Source organism: Stenotrophomonas maltophilia group sp. LNF247 (assembly GCF_054083135.1).
In genome coordinates this window covers 18,870-35,089 of sequence record NZ_JBSRQL010000012.1, presented here as the reverse complement: position 1 = coordinate 35,089, position 16,220 = coordinate 18,870, and the positions used below count along the sequence as shown (strand labels likewise).

The 16,220-nt window shown below is 67.7% G+C and carries 16 protein-coding genes; 2 read left to right on the top strand and 14 right to left on the bottom strand.

Annotated features, from left to right (window positions below; translation table 11 throughout):
* Positions 1-9 precede the first annotated feature (9 nt).
* The 10 genes from ybgC to aspS all read right to left on the bottom strand — a co-directional run bounded on the left by ybgC (position 10) and on the right by aspS (position 9,306).
* A complete protein-coding gene (gene ybgC, locus ACTXG9_RS12985; protein WP_019660128.1) occupies positions 10-441 on the bottom strand; it encodes a tol-pal system-associated acyl-CoA thioesterase in 432 nt (143 codons plus the stop codon).
* A complete protein-coding gene (ruvB, locus tag ACTXG9_RS12980; protein ID WP_019660129.1) occupies positions 431-1,471 on the bottom strand; it encodes a Holliday junction branch migration DNA helicase RuvB in 1,041 nt (346 codons plus the stop codon). Before ruvB ends, ybgC begins: the two co-directional genes overlap by 11 nt.
* A 330-nt stretch (positions 1,472-1,801) precedes the next feature.
* A complete protein-coding gene (locus tag ACTXG9_RS12975) occupies positions 1,802-3,721 on the bottom strand; it encodes a potassium transporter Kup (protein WP_021203145.1) in 1,920 nt (639 codons plus the stop codon).
* Between the two features lie 49 nt (positions 3,722-3,770).
* On the bottom strand, positions 3,771-4,364 hold the full coding sequence (ruvA, locus tag ACTXG9_RS12970; RefSeq protein WP_019660131.1) for a Holliday junction branch migration protein RuvA: 594 nt from the start codon (positions 4,362-4,364) through the stop codon (positions 3,771-3,773).
* A gap of 13 nt (positions 4,365-4,377) precedes the next feature.
* Positions 4,378-4,899, bottom strand: a complete 522-nt coding sequence (gene ruvC / locus ACTXG9_RS12965; protein WP_019660132.1) for a crossover junction endodeoxyribonuclease RuvC — start codon at positions 4,897-4,899, stop codon at positions 4,378-4,380.
* Between the two features lie 105 nt (positions 4,900-5,004).
* The gene (locus ACTXG9_RS12960; protein WP_456115834.1) at positions 5,005-5,736 is read right to left on the bottom strand and encodes a YebC/PmpR family DNA-binding transcriptional regulator; all 732 of its coding nucleotides are present in this window, start codon (positions 5,734-5,736) and stop codon (positions 5,005-5,007) included.
* A gap of 226 nt (positions 5,737-5,962) precedes the next feature.
* Positions 5,963-6,595, bottom strand: a complete 633-nt coding sequence (locus ACTXG9_RS12955) for an esterase/lipase family protein (protein ID WP_019660134.1) — start codon at positions 6,593-6,595, stop codon at positions 5,963-5,965.
* 75 nt (positions 6,596-6,670) lie between these two features.
* On the bottom strand, positions 6,671-7,192 hold the full coding sequence (locus ACTXG9_RS12950) for a GNAT family N-acetyltransferase (protein ID WP_155029997.1): 522 nt from the start codon (positions 7,190-7,192) through the stop codon (positions 6,671-6,673).
* Between the two features lie 31 nt (positions 7,193-7,223).
* Positions 7,224-7,538, bottom strand: coding sequence for a DNA primase (locus ACTXG9_RS12945; RefSeq protein ID WP_111098899.1), 315 nt, complete (start codon positions 7,536-7,538; stop codon positions 7,224-7,226).
* A gap of 16 nt (positions 7,539-7,554) precedes the next feature.
* On the bottom strand, positions 7,555-9,306 hold the full coding sequence (gene aspS / locus ACTXG9_RS12940) for an aspartate--tRNA ligase (RefSeq protein WP_111098900.1): 1,752 nt from the start codon (positions 9,304-9,306) through the stop codon (positions 7,555-7,557).
* Positions 9,307-9,464: 158 nt separating this feature from the next.
* Between aspS and ACTXG9_RS12935 the strand changes: the two genes are divergently transcribed.
* Positions 9,465-10,202 carry a DUF3011 domain-containing protein gene (locus tag ACTXG9_RS12935; RefSeq protein ID WP_111098901.1) on the top strand — a complete coding sequence of 246 codons (738 nt, stop codon included), beginning with the start codon at positions 9,465-9,467 and terminating at the stop codon, positions 10,200-10,202.
* A gap of 76 nt (positions 10,203-10,278) precedes the next feature.
* On the opposite strand, the gene ACTXG9_RS12930 is transcribed toward ACTXG9_RS12935, so the two are convergent.
* The 3 genes from ACTXG9_RS12930 to blaL2 form a co-directional block, all read right to left on the bottom strand.
* Positions 10,279-10,923: a hypothetical protein gene (locus ACTXG9_RS12930; RefSeq protein ID WP_021204717.1), complete on the bottom strand. Its 645-nt coding sequence runs from the start codon at positions 10,921-10,923 to the stop codon at positions 10,279-10,281.
* A 53-nt stretch (positions 10,924-10,976) separates the two neighbouring features.
* Positions 10,977-12,191: a cation:proton antiporter gene (locus ACTXG9_RS12925; protein ID WP_019660140.1), complete on the bottom strand. Its 1,215-nt coding sequence runs from the start codon at positions 12,189-12,191 to the stop codon at positions 10,977-10,979.
* Positions 12,192-12,276: 85 nt separating this feature from the next.
* Complete coding sequence (gene blaL2 / locus ACTXG9_RS12920; protein WP_456115833.1) at positions 12,277-13,188, bottom strand: L2 family extended-spectrum class A beta-lactamase; 912 nt, start codon at positions 13,186-13,188, stop codon at positions 12,277-12,279.
* Between the two features lie 174 nt (positions 13,189-13,362).
* Between blaL2 and ampR the strand changes: the two genes are divergently transcribed.
* A complete protein-coding gene (gene ampR / locus ACTXG9_RS12915) occupies positions 13,363-14,226 on the top strand; it encodes a LysR family transcriptional regulator AmpR (RefSeq protein ID WP_021204719.1) in 864 nt (287 codons plus the stop codon).
* Between the two features lie 91 nt (positions 14,227-14,317).
* Here the strand turns inward: ampR and ACTXG9_RS12910 are convergent, their stop codons facing one another.
* Positions 14,318-16,183: an ABC-F family ATP-binding cassette domain-containing protein gene (locus ACTXG9_RS12910; RefSeq protein ID WP_019660143.1), complete on the bottom strand. Its 1,866-nt coding sequence runs from the start codon at positions 16,181-16,183 to the stop codon at positions 14,318-14,320.
* Positions 16,184-16,220 lie beyond the last annotated feature (37 nt).

Below are 16,220 nucleotides of genomic sequence, written 5' to 3'. Positions count from 1 at the left end.
CGTTGTTCCTCAGTGTTCGGATTCGGGGTGGAGGTGGGGTTGCAGCACGGCAAGGACGGCCTCGTCCATGCCACGCGGGCGGAAACTGGCCGCGTCCAGTGCGGCGATGCGGACCTGGGCCGACAGCAGCAATTCGCCGTCGCGCAGGATCTGCTGGTCGAAGACCATGCTGGCCTTCTTCAGCTGGACCAGACGGGCGCTCACCTGCAGGGTGTCATCCAGCCGTGCCGGCCTGATGAAATCCATCTGCATCGAGCGCACCGCGAAGACCATCCCATGCTCGGCGCGCATGCGCTCCTGGCCGTAGCCGAGCGCACGCATCCATTCGGTCCGGGCCCGTTCCATGAAGGCCACGTAGCGGGCGTGGTAGACCACGCCGCCTGCATCGGTATCTTCCCAGTAAATGCGTGTCGGCCAACTGAATAGTGGCTCAACCAACATCGGGAACCTCCGCGAACAGGTCCTGCGGCGGGTTCTTCGGCTTCAGGCCCATGTGCCGGTAAGCCTTGTGGGTGGCCATGCGACCACGCGCGGTACGCACCAGGAAGCCCTGCTGGATCAGATAGGGCTCGACCACGTCTTCCAGCGTGCCACGCTCCTCGGACAGGGCCGCGGCCAGCGATTCGATGCCGACCGGGCCGCCATCGAAGTAGTCGACCATGGTCCTGAGCAGGCGCCGGTCGAGCTCATCAAAGCCCTCCGGGTCGACCTTCAGCATCTGCATCGCAGCCTGTGCCACGGCCTCGTCGATGTGGCCGCCCGCCTTTACCTGCGCGTAGTCGCGCACGCGGCGCAGCAGGCGGTTGGCGATACGCGGGGTGCCACGCGCGCGGCGCGCGATCTCCCCTGCCCCATCGGCGGTGCAGTCGATGGCCAGGATCGCCGCCGAACGGCGCACGATGCGGGTCAGCTCTTCGACGCTGTAGAACTCCAGCCGCTGGACGATGCCGAAGCGGTCACGCAGCGGTGCGGTCAACAGGCCGGCACGGGTGGTGGCACCGATCAGGGTGAACGGCGGCAGGTCGATCTTGATCGAGCGGGCAGCGGGGCCCTCGCCGATCATGATGTCGATCTGGAAATCTTCCATCGCCGGGTACAGCACTTCCTCCACCACCGGCGACAGGCGATGGATCTCGTCGATGAAAAGCACGTCGTGCGGCTGCAGGTTGGTCAGCAGCGCAGCCAGGTCGCCAGCCTTCTCGATCACCGGGCCGGAGGTCACGCGCAGGGCCACGCCCAGTTCGTTGGCAATGACGTGGCTGAGCGTGGTCTTGCCCAGGCCGGGCGGCCCGAAGATCAGCACGTGGTCGAGCGCGTCGCCGCGCCCCTTGGCCGCTTCGATGTAGATCTCCATCTGCTCGCGCACCGGGGCCTGGCCGAGATAGTCGGCCAGGCGCTTGGGGCGGATGCTGGCGTCGGCGGCGTCATCCTCGCGGGTGGCGCCGGCGCCGATGATGCGGTCGTCGGTCATGTGCTGATTATGCGGCAAAAGCGGGGTGATTCGGCCGGGCTGCGCCCGGCACCCGCAGAGGCAACGGCAACATCCAGAGCAACAGCCGAAGCGGGCTTCCTGGGGGATGGCGGGGTGGGTCCGGTTGCGGGGGACGCCGTAAATACGTCCATGTAGGCTCGGTCGCGCCATCCATGGCGCTCACGCCCCCGCAACCGGACCCACCCCGCCTTCGACAGTTTCCTGCGGTCTGTCGGAACGGCGTTCTGCTTTGGTGGGGGCCGACCGTTGGTCGGCACGGTAGATCCACGCCATGCGTGGACGGATCTCTGGAGGAATCGACGGTGGAGATTAAATCTCCACCTGCGCGCCGAGTTCCACCAGCCGGTTACCCGGAATCCGGAAGAAGCCGGTCGCCGGCGCGGCATTCCGGTGCATCAGCGCGAACAGCTTGTCGCGCCAGATCGGCATGCCGCGGTTGGCGGTGGCCACGATGGTCTCGCGGCTGGCGAAGAAGGTGGTGTCCATCGGGTCGAAGTAGATGCCGCCGTGGTCGCACGAGCGCATCAGCGCCAGTGGGACGTCCGGGGTCTCCATGAAGCCGAAGCGCACATAGACCCGGTAGAACTCGTCGCCCACCGATTCGATCTTCAGCCGCTGCCCTTCCATCGCATACGGGATCGGCAGGGTTTCCACATGCAGGAACACGTTGCGTTCGTGCAGCACTTTGTTGTGCTTGAGGTTGTGCATCAGTGCGTGCGGGGCCACGGTCGGATCCGCAGTGAGGAACACGGCGGTGCCCGGCACGCGTACCGGCGGCGCCAGCATCAGGCCCGGCAGGAAGGTATCCAGGCGGATGCCGTCCTTGCGGATCTCATCGCGCAGCAGCTCGCGGCCCCGGCGCCAGGTACGCATCATGGTGAACAGGAAGATGCCCAGCACTACCGGGAACCAGGCGCCCTGCAGCAGCTTGGCGCCGTTGGCGATGACAAAGCCGAGGTCGATGATGAAGAACACCACGCACAGGGGCAGCAGCCAGGCGCGTGCCTTCGGCCACAACGAGCGGGCCACCAGGGCCAGCAGCAGGGTATCGATCAGCATGGTGGCCGACACCGAGATGCCGTAGGCCACCGCCAGGTTGGACGAGCTGCGGAAGGCCAGCACCAGGCCGATCACCATCACCGCGATGCCCCAGTTGATGCCCGGGATGTAGATCTGGCCGATGGTGTCGTGCGAGGTGTGCTTGATGCGCATGCGCGGGATGTAGCCCAGCTGCATCGCCTGACGCGAGACCGAGAACGCACCGGTGATGACCGACTGCGAGGCAATCACCGCCGCCATGGTGGCCAGGATGATCATCGGGTACAGCGCCCACGACGGCACTGCCTCAAAGAACGGGTTCTTCAGCGCCTCGGGATGGTTGAGCACCAGTGCGCCCTGCCCCAGGTAGTTCAGCACCAGGCACGGCAGCACGAAGAAGTACCAGGCATGGCGGATCGGCTTGGCACCGAAGTGGCCCATGTCGGCGTACAGCGCTTCGCCGCCGGTCACCGCCAGTACCACCGCACCGAGGATGAAGATGCCGTGCCAGCTGTGCTCCATGAAGAAGCGGATCGCCCACCACGGGTTGAAGGCTTTCAGCACTTCCGGCGCATCCACGATGTTGTAGATGCCGATCGCCGCCAGCGAAATGAACCAGACCGACGTGATCGGGCCGAACGCCTTGCCGATCTTCTCGGTGCCGAAGCGCTGCGCCGCGAACACCATCAGCAGCACCACCACCGTGATCGGCACGATGAAGGCATGCAGGCCGGGCGCGGCCACCTCCAGGCCTTCGACCGCGCCAAGCACCGAGATCGCCGGGGTGATCACGCCGTCGCCGAAGAACAGCGAGGCGCCGAAGATGCCAAGGATGCCCACCACGTAGGCCGAGCGCGACCCGTTGCGCAGCGTGCGCTGGGTCAGCGCCATCAGCGCCATGATGCCGCCCTCGCCGTCATTGTCGGCGCGCATGATGATGGTCACGTACTTCAGCGTGACCACGATGTTCAGTGCCCAGAACGCCAGCGAGAGCACGCCCAGTACCGTGTCGTGGTCGCTGTTGAGCCCGTAGTGCGGCGAGAACGCCTCCTTCAGGGTGTACAGCGGGCTGGTACCGATATCACCGAAGACCACGCCGATCGCACCGATGATCAGCGCCAGGCCTCCGGCGGGAGGAGCGTGACCGTGGCCGCCGGGGGCAGCTGCGTGCGGGGTTTGACTGCTGGACATGGGACTCCTGGCGAGGCTCAGGCGGTTCGTTGAGAGAAAGGAAGCCGACTCAGCGCAGCGCGGACTGCAGCGCCTTGCGGATCACGGTGGCCACTTCATCGCCTTCAGTGAAGGCGTCGCGGGCCATGCGGGCCGCTTCAGCAGGCTTGTAGCCCAGCTGCTGCAGCGCCACGGTGGCATCGGAAAGCGGGTCGGCCGCGGCCGGGCCGCTGCCGGTGGGCAGCGCGCCGCCGGCACCGAACTGGGCGGCGCGGTCGCGCAGTTCCAGCACCATTCGCTCGGCTGTCTTCTTGCCGATGCCCGGAATGCGGGTCAGCGCGGTGATGTCACCGGCCTGGACCATGCGCGCGAATTCCTCGACGGTGACCCCGGACAGCACGGCCAGCGCGATCTTCGCGCCGATGCCACTGACCTTCTGCACGTCGCGGAACAGCCGCCGTTCGCCCTCGCGCAGGAAGCCGTACAGCGAGACGCTGTCTTCCTTCTGCGCGTAATGGGTGTACAGGGTGACCTCGCGGCCGAGTTCGGGCAGGTCATAGAAGGTGCTCATCGGCGCCTCCAGCTCGTAGCCCACTCCGTTCACGTCCACCACCAGCCACGGCGGCGCCTTGTAGGCGACGATGCCGCGCAGTCGACCGATCATTGCGTGCAGCTCCTCATTTGCGGCCCCACGCCTGGCGGGCACTGAGCCCCAGGCGGTTGGCCGTTGCCCTTACGTGGGCATGGGTGATCGCCACCGCCAACGCGTCGGCCGCGTCGGCCTGCAGCTTGGTTTTCAGGTTGAGCATGAGCCCGACCATGTGTTGAACCTGTTGCTTTTCGGCACCACCACGACCGACCACCGCCAGCTTGATCTCGCTGGCGGCATATTCATGCACCGGCAGGTCACGCAGCACAACGGCGGAAATCGCCGCGCCCCGGGCCTGGCCCAGCTTCAGCGCCGAATCGGGGTTGCGGGCCATGAACACGCGTTCGATGGCCACTTCCTGCGGCTGGAACTCGCGGCACAGGTCGGCCAGGCCGAGCACCAGCAGCTTCATGCGCTGCGGGAAATCGTCCGCGCCCAGCAGCACCAGCGGCTGGTGGTGCACGTAGGTGACGCGCCCGGCGGCGTCGACATCGATGATGCCGACCCCGGTCCGCTGTGAACCGGGGTCGATGCCGAGGATGCGGGTCATGCTGCGCTCCTGGCAGGGTGGAACGGGGTGCGCTGGCAGGCGTATGGGCTCATGACTGTCCGCGGTGACCGTTCAACGGCCCGCGCCCAGGCCGTCGAGGACGGCTCAGGCGTAGGCGTCGGCGCCCAGTTCGGCGTTGGAGTACACGTCCTGCACGTCGTCCAGATCTTCCAGCATGTCCAGCAGCTTCTTGACCTGCAGGGCGACCTCGCCCTCGACCTTGATGTCGTTGTCCGCGCGGAACGTGATTTCCGCGTGATCGGCGACATGGCCGGCGGCGGTCATCGCGTCCTTGACCGCGTTGAAGGCGTCAGAGCTGGTGACCACGTCGATCGAGCCGTCGTCCGGATAGACCACGATGTCATCGGCGCCGGCCTCGATGGCGGCTTCGGTGATGGCCTCCTCGTCGGCGCCCGGGGCGAAGCTGAGCACGCCCAGGCGCTTGAACATGAAGGCCACCGAGCCTTCGGTGCCCATGTTGCCGCCGCACTTGCTGAACGCATGGCGGACATCGGCCACGGTGCGCACGCGGTTGTCGGTCAGGCAGTCGACGATCACGGCCACGCCACCGGGGGCGTAGCCCTCGTAGCGGACTTCCTCGTAATCGACGCCTTCCAGTTCACCGGTGGCCTTCTTGATGGCGCGCTCGATCACGTCCTTGGACATGTTCACGGCCAGGCCCTTGTCCACCGCCACGCGCAGGCGCGGGTTGTTGTTGGGGTCGCCTCCACCGCCGCGCGCGGCGACGCCGATCTCGCGGATGATCTTGGTGAAAATCTTGCCGCGCTTCGCGTCGGACGCGTTCTTGCGGGCTTCGATGGAGGGGCCTCTACCCATGGGTGCTACCGTCTGGCTGCTTCAGGATCAAGGCGCGGATTCTACCTGATCGGGCGCTGCAACCGTGTCTAGGCCCGATGGATGCCGCTGCGCTCGCCGGGCATGGCCCGGCGCTACCGCTGGCGATCTGGTGGTGCTTTTCCCGGTAGCGCCGGGCCATGCCCGGCGAAGAGCGTGCGAACCAACGGTTCGCACCCACCCTGGCAGGCCGTTCGCTCCCACCAACTTACGCGGCGGCGGCGTCGCGGCTGTGGTCGAAACGGCCATGGCGCAGGAAATGCGCGGTCTGCCGCGCGGCGTCGGGCGATACCACCAGGCCGCTGTGGCTGGTGCGCACCACGCAATGGTCGGCCAGCCCCGGCAGGCGGGTCTCGGCCAGTGCCACGGTGCCGTCGGAGGCATCGTCGATGGCACCCAGCAGGCTGCCCAGCCCATGCGGTACCGAGCCGGCGATCAGGCCAACCTCCGCCCGGCCCTGCCAGTCCGGCAGGCCATCGAGCAGCAGCTCGCTGCTGCGGCCCAGCGCCAGGCCCCAGCCGTGCTCGGACAACGAGCGTGCGGTACCACTGCCGCGCAGCGGCGAACCCAGGCAGACCACGCGCTGCACCGGCAGCTGCGGATTGCGCCGCAGCGCTTCCAGCGCCAGCAGCCCGCCCAGGCTGTGGCCGACCAAACTCAGCGGGCCGGCGTCGGCGAGCCGCTCCAGCAGCTGCGGTACGGCCACGTCCGGGCCACCGAACACCGAGGAATAACCAAACGCGTGCACCTGGAAGCCGCGCGCGCGCAGGCGCCAGGCCAGCGGCCCGACCCAGGCGCGGGCATTCCAGATGCCATGCAGCAGCAATACGGGGGGAGTCATGCAAACAGCCTGGCGGTCAGCGGGGCAGGAACGTACGGTGATTGAACACGCGCGCGCAGCAAGCGGCAGTGAACATCAGGCCGCGCGCGGTGCGCGGCGCAGGATGAATTCGAGATCGTTCGTGTCGCCCACCGGGAACAGGTATTCGCCGGCCTTCTCGAAACCGTAGCGGGCGTAGAAGCGCTGTGCGCCGAAGTTCTCCGACCACACGCCCAACCACAGGGTGCGCGGGCCCTCGTGTTCCAGCCAGGCCAGCGCGGTTTCCAGCAGGCGGCTGCCCCAGCCGCAGCTCTGCTGCGTCTTGATCAGGTACAGGCGCTTGAGTTCGCCGTCACCGGCCTTCACGTCCGGGTGCGGCAGGCCGCAGGGGCCGGCGGCGGCATGGCCGACCGCCTCCCCATCCAGTTCCAGCAGCCACACCGCGTAATCGGGGTGGGCCAGGATCACGCGCTGGCGCTCGACCGCGTAGGCCTCCTCCAGGAAGGCCTGCAGGTCCTGCGGCGGGTACAGATGGCCGAAGGTTTCAGTGAACGTGCGGGCGGCCAGCGCCGACAGGGTCGGCGCGTCGTCCACAGTGGCGCGGCGGATCGAATACATGAAGGAAGTTGACGCCAGGGCGAAGCAGGGGTCAAGCCTTTTCAGGCGACTCCGCTTCTTCTTCCCCGTCCTCTTCCTCGTACTCCTCTTCGTCCTCTTCTTCCTCGCCTTCCTCGTCCTCGTCGTACTCTTCCTCTTCGTCGTCCTCGTAATCCTCGACGCCGAAGTCTTCACCGTCCCAACGGCCTTCGCCGTCGGCGACGAAGGTCAGGGCCATCGCCGCCGGGTTGGTTCCGACGCGGACCAGCCAACCACCGAACACCCGTGCACGCTCGGTGACCAGGTTGGCCTCGGAGCCTTCATTGCCCAGCTTTTCCCACTCCAGCGAAAACGCAAACTCGGTCATTGCCTGGATCTCCTGATCAGTTGGTCTTGGGGCGAACCTGGATGTGCACTTCGGCCAGCTGCGCGTCGACGATCGGCGACGGCGCGTCGGTCATCAGATCCTGTGCACCGGTAGTCTTCGGGAACGGGATGACGTCGCGGATCGATTCGGTGCCGGCCATCAGCGCGGCGATGCGGTCGATGCCGAAGGCGATGCCACCGTGCGGCGGCGCGCCGTAGTTCAGCGCGTCGAGCAGGAAGCCGAACTTGGCGCGGGCCTCTTCGGCACCGATGCCGAGCAGCTCGAACACCGCGCTCTGCATGTCCGGACGGTGGATACGGATCGAACCACCGCCGATCTCATTGCCGTTGAGCACCATGTCGTAGCCGCGCGAAACGGCGGTACGGGCGTTGGCGCGCAGGTCGGCGATGTCGTCCACGGCCGGTGCGGTGAAGGGGTGATGCAGGGCGACGTAACGCTGTTCTTCCTCGTCCCATTCGAACATCGGGAAGTCGGTGACCCACAGCGGCGCCCAGCCGTCGGCGACCAGGCCGAAGTCCTTGCCGGCCTTCAGGCGCAGCGCGCCCATGAAGTCGGAGACCTTGTTGTAGCCACCGGCACCGAAGAACACGATGTCGCCGTTGCCGGCGCCAACATGGGCCACCAGCGCAGCGAAGGAGGCCTCGCTGAAGAACTTCTGGATCGGCGAGCTGATTTCGCCGTTGTCGGCGATCTTGATGTAGGCCAGGCCCTTGGCGCCGTACTTGGCGGCGTGCGCGGCGTACTCGTCGATCTGCTTGCGGCTCAGCGCTGCGCCGCCCGGGATCCGCAGCGCGGCGACGCGGCCTTCGGCATCGTTGGCCGGGCCGGTGAACACTGCGAACTCGCTGTCCTTGACCAGTTCAGCCACGTCGACCAGCTCCAGCGCGATGCGCAGGTCCGGCTTGTCCGAACCGTAGCGACGCATCGCCTCGGCCCAGGTCATGCGCGGGAAGCTGGCGTCCAGCTGGACGTCGACCACTTCCTTGAAGATGGCGCGGATCATGTCTTCGACGAAGTCCTGCACGTCGCGCTCGCGCACGAAGGCGAATTCCATGTCCAGCTGGGTGAACTCCAGCTGGCGGTCGGCACGCAGTGCTTCATCGCGGAAGCAGCGCGCGATCTGGTAGTAACGGTCGAAGCCGGCCACCATCAGGATCTGCTTGAACAGCTGCGGGCTCTGCGGCAGGGCATAGAACTCGCCCGGGTGCATGCGCGCCGGCACCAGGAAGTCGCGCGCGCCTTCCGGGGTGGCCTTGGTCAGGATCGGGGTCTCGATGTCCTGGAAGCCCTTCTCGTCCAGGTGGCGGCGCAGGGCCTGCACCAGCTTGATGCGGGTGCGCTGCATGCGCTGCATTTCCGGACGGCGCAGGTCCAGGTAGCGGTACTTCAGGCGGGTTTCCTCGCCCGGGTTCTCGTGCGCGTGGAACGGCAGCGGCGCGGCCTTGTTCAGCACGGTGATGGCGGTGGCGATCACTTCCACCTTGCCGGTGCGCATCTTGTCGTTCACCGCGTGGCGTGCACGCACCACGCCTTCCACCTGCAGCACATCCTCATAGCCCAGCGACGCGGCCACGGCGAACACGTCGGCGTTGTCGACTTCCACGGTCACCTGCACGATGCCTTCATGATCGCGGAGATCGATGAAGCAGACGCCGCCCTGGTTACGGGCCACGTCGGTCCAGCCGGCGAGGGTGACAGTCTGGCCAATCAGGGTCTCATCGACCAGGCCGCAGAAGTGGGTACGCATGGGGGGAAGCTCCGCTGGAGAACGCCGGCACCGGATGGGGGCCGGAAAGCCTCGTATTCTGCGGCCGAGGCCCCGGCCGGGGCAAATCCGGCCAGTCACACCGGCTTGATCGCCTCCCTCCCTATAGTCGGGCACCTACCACCGTATGGGATGCCGCCATGAAACCGCTGTCCCTGGCCAGCCTGGCCGTAACCCTCAGCCTGGGTGCGCTGGGCACCCTGGCCCTGCCCACCCCTTCCGCGCATGCGCAGAGCGGCGTGGTCCGCTGCGAAAGCCAGAACAACCGCGAACGGGTCTGCAACACCGGTTGGCGCAATGCGCAGCTGGTCCGCCAGCTGTCCGGCAGCGCCTGCGACGAAGGCCGCACCTGGGGCAGCCGTAACGGCAGCATCTGGGTCAGCAACGGCTGCCGCGCGGAGTTCGTCGAGGCCCGTGGCGGCTGGGGCGGCGGCAACGGGGGCGGCTGGGGCGGCAACAACGGCCGGCCCGGCGAGACCATCCGCTGCGAGAGTCAGAACAACCGCGAGCGCAGCTGCCCGGTCGGCTGGCGCAATGCCCGCCTGGTCCGCCAGCTGTCCGGCAGCCCTTGCGACGAGGGCCGTACCTGGGGCGTGCGCAATGGCGCGGTGTGGGTCAGCAACGGCTGCCGTGCCGAATTCGCCGAGGCCCGCGGCTGGGGCGGCGGCGGCTGGGGCGGCGGCAACAGCAACTATTCCGTCACCTGCAGCAGCAACAACAACCGCTCGCAGACCTGCGACTGGGATGAGCGCCAGGGCCGGCCGGTGCTGCAGCAGCAGTTGTCGGGCAGCGCCTGCCAGGAAGGCCGCAGCTGGGGTTACTCGCGTGGCCAGGTGTGGGTGAGCAACGGCTGCCGGGCGCGCTTCGGCACGCGGTGAGGGGTAGCGCCGGGCCATGCCCGGCGAGCGCAGTGGCGCGGTCAACTGCAGAAAACCCGCCGGGCACGGCCCGGCGCTACCGGGCTGGCTGCGCGGCCTCATCACCCCAAGGTGGCGGTGGCAGGTCGACCGGCTTGCTCAGGTCGAACTGCACGCGGAAGCGGCGGCCGTCCGGGCGCGTCAGTTCGTAGACGAACGTCTGGTCCGGATCGATCTCCATCGCCCAGGTGTTGTGGGTCGACGCCAGCATGTCGGCGCGGCGGAACATCGCCACCGAATCGGCATCGGCCGGGAACTGCTGGCGCTCGGCGGTACCGGGCGGCGTGCTGTCGCCACCGTAGAGGGTGATCGCGTCGGGGCTGCCATCTTCGTGGCGGTGGTCGTGCTTCAGCCGCAGCCCGTTCGGCGTGCGGGTCAGCACCCAGGTCCGCGAGTGGTCATCACCCACGTGGAACGGGATGCGCAGCTCATGCGCCGGGTCGGCGCAGCCACGCACATGCATGACCAGGCGCTGCCCGGCGAACGGATCCTTGCCGGTCGGTCCCGGCGTGTCCTCCACCACCTTGCCGGCGTAGGCCTGGCCGCAATGTGCAGCGATGGCGGCCATGAAGGCGTCGGCCGGTGCGGTCGCCAGATCATGGGCGACCGTATCGGAGCGCTGCGTGCACGCAGCGAGGCTGAGCAGGAGGGCGGCGGTAGTGGCAACGGCAATCGATCTCATGCCCCAACCCTAACGGCCATGGACGATGGGCGCAAACCGCGCGCCAGTCCTGCTCAGCGCTCGGCAGACGGTGCTGTCGGCAGTGCTTCGGTCGCCGCCACCGGTGCGGCCTCGCCCTGACCGGCCGGCTCCTGCTCCACCGGATCAACGTCAAACGGGGTACGGAACACCAGCGAAGGCAGCAGCGTAGTCAGCGCCGCGTACAGCAACAGCGCACCGAACAGCACCGCCGGGATCTGGAAGCGCTCGCGCATGATCGCCGCCAGCACCAGGGTGAAGATCAGCGTCGGTGCCAGCGCCAGCGAGACCCGCAGGCTGCTGCGGAAGCTCTCGCCGAACATCACCCGGCGCTGCAGCCAGACCACGCCGATGCGCAGCGGCAGCACCACCAGGGTGATCACGATGCCCAGCCCCAGCGCCTCGAAGCTGAGCGCTTCGCTGGGAACTTTGGTGCCGGCGTTGAAGAAGTAGAACGGCACGAAGAACGAGGCGAACAAGCGCAGCGCGTGCAGGTTCTCGTGCGAGGCCAGCAGCGGCATGCGCTGGTGCAGCAGGCGCGCGACCAGGCCGGCGATGAACGCGCCAACCAGGTAGTACACGCCCAGCAGGTAGGTGATGTAGGCCGCGACCATGCCGACCATCACCAGCAGCGAGAACTCCGAGCCGGGCGCATGCGGTGCCACCCAGCGACCCAGCGCGATGAACAGCAACGGCAGGCCGACCATCATCGCCAGCAGCGCCAGGCTGGACAGCGCCATATGCCCCGGATCGCCGGCCTGCAGCACGATGAACAACGCCGCCAGCGCCAGCAGTTCGCCGGCGATGGCCTTGCTGGTCACCCAGAACCGCTCGTCCTCGCTCAGGCCCAGCCGCGACAGCGAATCCATGATGAAGCCCGTGGACGGCGTCAGCAGCGCCAGCGCCAACAGGCCAGCGGCCTGCCACGGCAGCCCCGCATAGCGCCAAGCCAGCCAGCCCACGCCGAACAGCGTGCCGGTACGGATCACCAGGTGCGCCAGCAGCGGCCACATGCCACGGCGCAGCGCCTGCAGGTCCACTTCCAGGCCGGCGAACAGGAACAGCGAGGAAATGCCCAGGGTGGCCAGCAGTCCGATCACCGCATCATGTGCCTGATCCCCCAGCCAGAGCATGCCGATGATGCCGAACAGCAGGCAGGTCAGTGGTGCGGGCAGGCTGAAGCGCTGCAGCGCGCGCGGGATCACCAGCAGCGCGAAGATCAGCAGCAGGTAGATCAACTCATGGCTCATCGGGGTCTTCCGTGGGGTTCGAACGCGCGCAGGATGCGCGCGCCGAACCGATCCGGCAACCCACGTTTGAATGACCCCGGTTACCTCATCCGATCAACCGGTCGGCAATCCGCCCCACCTGTGCCAGCACGCTAGCGCGTTGCTCGTAGCTGATCCCGCCCGCCTGCAGATAAGCCGTCAACACCCACGGGGCGCCTCCGGCTACAGGCCACAGCACGGCGATGTCGTTGCGCGCGTCTTCACCATTGCTGCCGGTCTTGTCACCCACGCGCCAACGCTTGCCCAGGCCCGCGCGCAGGCAGGCGTCGCCGGTTTCGTTGTCGATCAGCCAGTCGGCCAGCTGCTGCCGCGAAGCCGGTTGCAGTACCTCGCCCAACACCACGCGCTGCAGGGTCGCGGCCATCGCCGCCGGCGTGGTGGTGTCGCGCGGGTCGCCCTTGGCAAAGCTGTTTAGCTCCGGCTCCAGGCGGTCACTGCGGCTCACCGTATCGCCACTGGCGCGCAGGAACGCGGTCACTGCGGGCGGGCCACCGACCACGCCGAACAGCAGGTTGGCGGCGGTGTTGTCGCTGGTGATGATCGTGGCACGGCACAGATCGCGCACCGTCATGTCCTTGCCTGCATGGCGGCGGGTAACCGGTGCGTGCGAGAGCAGATCGGCCTCGCGCACCGGCACGCGGGTGTCCAGCAATGCCGGCGTGCGCTCGGCCTGGCTGAGCACGGTAGCCGCCAGCATGCTCTTGAAGGTGCTGCACATCGGGAAGCGCTCGTCCTGGCGATGACCGATGCGGCGACCGCTGGCAGTGTCCAGCAGGGTCACGCCGAGGCGTCCGGCGCAGGCCTTTTCCAGCGCGGCGAAGTCAGTGGCGGCGGTAATGGCGGCATCGGTGGGTGCGTTGGCGGTGGTCTTGCCCGCAGCACGTGCCAGCAGCGGCAGGGCAAGCGGGGAAGCCACGGCGGCACCACTGAACTGCAGGAATCGGCGACGGGCGAGCATACGGGTTCTCCTGGGGACCGCTCGATTATTGAAGCCGCTATCGGGGGCGACCAGCGCAAAAAATCAACAGGAGGCATGAAGTGAATTAATGCCTGACGCATTCAACCCCTTAATTTTCCGAAATCCATGGTTGAAGCGTTAGGATCAGACATCACTCCAGCTCACGACTGCGCGATGTTGCACCCTACCCTGCCCCTGAACGCGCTGCGCGCCTTCGAGGCCGCCGCCCGCCACCAGAACTTCACCCGTGCCGCGCTGGAGCTGTGTGTCAGCCAAGCCGCGCTGAGCCACCAGATTCGCGGGCTTGAGGACCGGCTCGGCATCCGCCTGTTCCATCGCCTGCCGCGCGGCGTGGCGCTCACCGAAGAAGGCGCGGCGCTGTATCCGGTGCTCAACGAATCGTTTGAACGCATCTCGGCCAGCATCGCGCGTTACACCGGCGGACCTGCGCGTGAAGTGCTGACCCTGGGCGTGGTCGGCACCTTCGCCACCGGCTGGCTGCTGCCACGGCTGGCCGCGTTCGAGGCAGCGCACCCGGACATCGAGCTGCGCCTGCAGACCCACAACAACCGCATCGACCTGGCCGGCGAAGGCCTGGACCTGGCCATCCGGTTTGGTGATGGCGACTGGCAGGGCCAGGCCTGCACGGCGATCCTCGACGCGCCGTTCGCGCCGCTGTGCGCGCCGGCACTGGCGCGGCGGCTGAAACAGCCGCGCGACCTGGGCACGCTGCCGCTGCTGCGCTCCTACCGCAGCGACGAATGGCCGCGCTGGTTGCAGGCGGCAGGAGTGAGTGGCGTGGAAGCCCGCGGGCCGGTGTTTGATTCGTCATTGACAGTGGCGATGGCCGCGGTCGGCGGCGCCGGCGTGGCGCTGCTGCCGCTGCGCATGTTCGAGCAGGAGCTGGCCGAAGGCCGCCTGCTGCAGCCGTTCGGCACCACACTGGAGCTGGGACGCTACTGGCTGACGCGGCTGCGCTCGCGTGCAGAGCGCGAGCCGGCAAAGCGGTTCCGCGAGTGGCTGCAGGCGCAGGGATGAAACGCAGGGGACGTGGGTAGCGCCGGGCCATGCCCGGCGGCTTTTGCGATCCGTTGCGCTCGCCGGGCATGGCCCGGCGCTACCGATGGCATCAGGACTCGAGCAGTTCCATCCAGGCGGCTTCGGCCTTTTCCAGCTGCGCGGCGGCGGTTTCGCGGTCACGGCCAAGTACCGCCATGCGCGTGGCATCGGCGTAGTTGGCCGGGTCGGCCAGCTGCCGGTCCAGCTCGGCCAGTGCACCCTCCAGCTCGGCCACCTTGGCCTCGGCCGCGGCCAGCTTGTGCGGGTTCACCGGCTTCTTCTGCACCACCTGCGCCACCGGGGCGGTCTTGACCACCACCGGCTCTTCCACCTGTTCCATGCGCGCCTTGGTGCCCTGCGCCTGCGGGCGGGTCCGCAGCCACGCGGCGTAGGCATCCAGGTCGCCATCGAACGGCTCGACCACGCCATCGGCCACGCGCCAGTAGGTATCGCAGACCAGGCCGATCAGATGGCGGTCGTGCGAGACCATCACGATCGCGCCTTCGAAGGTGGCCAATGCTTCGGCCAGCGCTTCGCGCATTTCCAGATCAAGGTGGTTGGTCGGTTCGTCCAGCAGCAGCACGTTCGGCTGCTGCCAGGCGATCAGCGCCAGCGCCAGGCGTGCGCGCTCGCCACCGGAGAAGCCATCGACCGGCTCGAACGCGCGGTCACCCGGGAAGTTCCACTTGCCGAGGAAGTCGCGGAACGACTGGTTCGGTGCGTCCGGGGCGATCTCGCGGAAGTGCTCCATCGGCGACTGGCCTTCGTGCAGCGACTCCACCGTGTGCTGGGCGAAGTAGCCGATCTTCAGGTCCGGGTGCGCCATGCGCTCGCCGACGATCGGCGCCAGTTCACCCACCAGGGTCTTCACCAGGGTGGTCTTGCCCGCACCGTTCGGGCCGAGCAGTCCGATGCGCTGGCCCGCTTCCAGGCCGAAGCCGACGTTGTGCAGGATCACCGCGTCCTTGCCGTAGCCGGCCTCGACGTGGTTCAGGCGGATCAGCGAGAACGGCAGCTTGGCCGGCGGCGCGAACTCGATACGGAACTCACGCTCGGCGCGCACCGCTTCGGTGCCGGCCAGCTTGGCCAGGCGCTTCATGCGGCTCTGCGCCTGCGCGGCCTTGCTGGCCTGCGCCTTGAAGCGGTCGATGAAACTCTGCAGGTGGGCACGCTCGGCCTGCTCCTTCTCGTGCGCGATCTGCTGCTGGCGCAGCTGTTCGGCGCGCTGGCGCTCGAAATCGGTGTAGCCGCCCGGGTAGAGCTTGGCGCCGCCGCCGTGCAGGTGCAGGGTGTGGGTGGCCACGTTGTCGAGGAACTCGCGGTCATGCGAGATCAGCAGCAGGGTGCCCGGGTACTTCAGCAGCCACTGTTCCAGCCAGTACACCGCGTCCAGATCGAGGTGGTTGGTCGGTTCGTCGAGCAGCAGCAGGTCGCTGGGCATCATCAGCGCGCGGGCCAGGTTCAGGCGCACGCGCCAGCCACCGGAGAACGAGGACACCGCGCGGTGGTGGGTCTCGGCCGGGAAACCAAGGCCGTGCAACAGCTTGCCGGCGCGCGCTTCGGCGTCGTAGGCGCCCATCTCGGCCATCTTCGTGTGTGCGTTGGCCACCGCCTCCCAGTCTTCGCGGGCGGTCGCCTCGGCCTCTTCGGCCAGCACCGCGGCCACCTCGGTATCGCCGCCCAGCACGAAGCTCAGCGCCGGGTCCGGCAGCGACGGGGTTTCCTGGGCCACGCTGGCGATACGGACCTTGCCGGGCAGGTCGACGTCACCCTTGTCGGCCTCCAGTTCGCCCTTCACCGCCGCGAACAGGCTGGATTTGCCAGCACCGTTGCGGCCGACCACGCCCACCCGGTAACCGGCGTGCAGGGTCAGGTCGACATTGGACAACAGCAGCCGCTCGCCGCGGCGCAAGGCGAAATTACGAAGGGAGATCATCGGGGAAGGGGTCCATATAACCGGATGGAATGTGCTG

Bases quoted from the DNA above. Each gene is read 5' to 3' on its own strand.
- ACTXG9_RS12945 (WP_111098899.1), bottom strand. From the start codon at position 7,538: ATGACCGAGTTTGCGTTTTCGCTGGAGTGGGAAAAGCTGGGCAATGAA.
- ruvC (WP_019660132.1), bottom strand. From the start codon at position 4,899: ATGACCCGCATCCTCGGCATCGACCCCGGTTCACAGCGGACCGGGGTC.
- ruvA (WP_019660131.1), bottom strand. From the start codon at position 4,364: ATGATCGGTCGACTGCGCGGCATCGTCGCCTACAAGGCGCCGCCGTGG.
- ACTXG9_RS12975 (WP_021203145.1), bottom strand. From the start codon at position 3,721: ATGTCCAGCAGTCAAACCCCGCACGCAGCTGCCCCCGGCGGCCACGGT.
- ACTXG9_RS12930 (WP_021204717.1), bottom strand. From the start codon at position 10,923: ATGAGATCGATTGCCGTTGCCACTACCGCCGCCCTCCTGCTCAGCCTC.
- aspS (WP_111098900.1), bottom strand. From the start codon at position 9,306: ATGCGTACCCACTTCTGCGGCCTGGTCGATGAGACCCTGATTGGCCAG.
- blaL2 (WP_456115833.1), bottom strand. From the start codon at position 13,188: ATGCTCGCCCGTCGCCGATTCCTGCAGTTCAGTGGTGCCGCCGTGGCT.
- ACTXG9_RS12950 (WP_155029997.1), bottom strand. From the start codon at position 7,192: ATGTATTCGATCCGCCGCGCCACTGTGGACGACGCGCCGACCCTGTCG.
- ACTXG9_RS12925 (WP_019660140.1), bottom strand. From the start codon at position 12,191: ATGAGCCATGAGTTGATCTACCTGCTGCTGATCTTCGCGCTGCTGGTG.
- ACTXG9_RS12955 (WP_019660134.1), bottom strand. From the start codon at position 6,595: ATGACTCCCCCCGTATTGCTGCTGCATGGCATCTGGAATGCCCGCGCC.
- ruvB (WP_019660129.1), bottom strand. From the start codon at position 1,471: ATGACCGACGACCGCATCATCGGCGCCGGCGCCACCCGCGAGGATGAC.
- ACTXG9_RS12960 (WP_456115834.1), bottom strand. From the start codon at position 5,736: ATGGGTAGAGGCCCCTCCATCGAAGCCCGCAAGAACGCGTCCGACGCG.
- ybgC (WP_019660128.1), bottom strand. From the start codon at position 441: ATGTTGGTTGAGCCACTATTCAGTTGGCCGACACGCATTTACTGGGAA.
- ACTXG9_RS12910 (WP_019660143.1), bottom strand. From the start codon at position 16,183: ATGATCTCCCTTCGTAATTTCGCCTTGCGCCGCGGCGAGCGGCTGCTG.
- ampR (WP_021204719.1), top strand. From the start codon at position 13,363: ATGTTGCACCCTACCCTGCCCCTGAACGCGCTGCGCGCCTTCGAGGCC.
- ACTXG9_RS12935 (WP_111098901.1), top strand. From the start codon at position 9,465: ATGAAACCGCTGTCCCTGGCCAGCCTGGCCGTAACCCTCAGCCTGGGT.